Below are 2079 nucleotides of genomic sequence, written 5' to 3'. Positions count from 1 at the left end.
CGGAAACACCGGATCACTATGCTCTAGTTTCCTACCTGATCGACTTGTCAGTCTCCCAGTCAAGCGCCCTTATGCCATTACACTCTAAGGCCGGTTACCAATCGGCCGGAGGGCACCTTTAGAAGCCTCCGTTACGCTTTTGGAGGCGACCACCCCAGTCAAACTACCCACCAATCAATGTCCCCGTTCCACGGGTTAGAATCCAAACAAATAAAGGGTCGTATTTCAACAGCGGCTCCACAAATACTGGCGTACCTGCTTCAAAGCCTCCGACCTATCCTACACATCACGTGCCCAGATTCAATGATAAGCTATAGTAAAGGTTCACGGGGTCTTTTCGTCCCATCGCGGGTAATCGGCATCTTCACCGATACTACAATTTCACTGAGCTCACGGTTGAGACAGCGTCCAGATCATTACACCATTCGTGCAGGTCGGAACTTACCCGACAAGGAATTTCGCTACCTTAGGACCGTTATAGTTACGGCCGCCGTTTACTGGGGCTTCAATTCAACGCTTCTCTTATCGATGACATCTCCTCTTAACCTTCCAGCACCGGGCAGGTGTCAGGCTGTATACTGGATCTTTCGATTTGGCACAGCCCTGTGTTTTTGTTAAACAGTTGCCTGGACCGATTCTCTGCGCCCTCCCATAAAAGGGTAGGGACCCTTTATCCCGAAGTTACAGGGTCAGTTTGCCTAGTTCCTTAACCGTGAATCACTCAAGCGCCTTAGAATATTCATCCCGACTACGTGTGTCCGTTTGCGGTACGGGTACCTACAGGATTAAGTTTAGCGGATTTTCTCGGCAGCATGCTTACGCGCACTATTGCCTTGTCCCGAAGGACGCGGCATACTGTCAGGTTCGGATCTCATGGTGGATTTGCCTGCCATGATCGACTCCTACACCCTTCAACCATCTATTCCGTCAGATGGCGGCACTGTCACTACTGCGTCTCCACGTCACTCCTGAAGGTAGTAACGGAATATTAACCGTTTCTGCCATCGGCATCGCCGTTCGGCTGAGCCTTAGGACCCGACTGACCCTGATCCGATTAGCGTTGATCAGGAAACCTTAGTCTTTCGGCGAGGGGGTTTCCCGCCCCCTTTATCGTTACTTATACCTACATTTGCTTTTCCAGACGCTCCAGAATACCTCACGGTACGCCTTCGACGCTGACTGGAATGCTCCCCTACCGATCATATAAATGATCCCACTGCTTCGGTAGACAACTTGATACCCGATTATTATCCACGCCCGACTCCTCGACTAGTGAGCTGTTACGCACTCTTTAAATGAATGGCTGCTTCCAAGCCAACATCCTAGCTGTCTTAGCAGTCAGACTTCGTTAGTTTAACTTAGCTGTCATTTCGGGACCTTAGCAGGTGGTCCGGATTCTTCTCCTCTCGGGCACGGACCTTAGCACCCATGCCCTCACTCCTGCGGTAGAACTGATGCGCATTCGGAGTTTGTCAAGACTTGATAGGCGGTGAAGCCCTCGCATCTTATCAGTCGCTCTACCTCACATCAGTAACCCGCAAGGCTGCACCTAAATGCATTTCGGGGAGTACGAGCTATCTCCAAGTTTGATTAGCCTTTCACCCCTACCCTCAGCTCATCCAGAAGCTTTTCAACGCTTATTGGTGCGGTCCTCCAGCTGGTGTTACCCAGCCTTCAACCTGGCCAAGGGTAGATCACTTGGTTTCGCGTCTGCCACTGCCGACTATACGCCCTGTTCAGACTCGCTTTCGCTTCGGATACGTGTGTCGTCACACTTAACCTTGCCGGCAAAGGCAACTCGTAGGTTCATTATGCAAAAGGCACGCCGTCACTCATTAACGAGCTCCGACCGCTTGTAGGCGCACGGTTTCAGGAACTATTTCACTCTTCTGTTCGAAGTGCTTTTCACCTTTCCCTCACGGTACTGGTTCGCTATCGGTCTCTCGGGAGTATTTAGCCTTACCGGATGGTCCCGGCAGATTCACGCAGAATTCCTCGTGCTCCGCGCTACTCAGGATACTACTATGCTTCGACAACATTCGAATACGCAACTGTCATGCTCTATGGTCTTTCTTTCCA

General features: G+C 51.0%; 1 rRNA gene. It reads right to left on the bottom strand.

From position 1 onward, the window contains the following. A 23S ribosomal RNA gene (locus ACZMIG_RS14690) occupies positions 1-2079 on the bottom strand; the annotation flags it as partial.

It is taken from the genome of Xylanibacter sp. (assembly GCF_057607445.1).
This window is presented reverse-complemented; position numbering and strand designations above follow the sequence as displayed.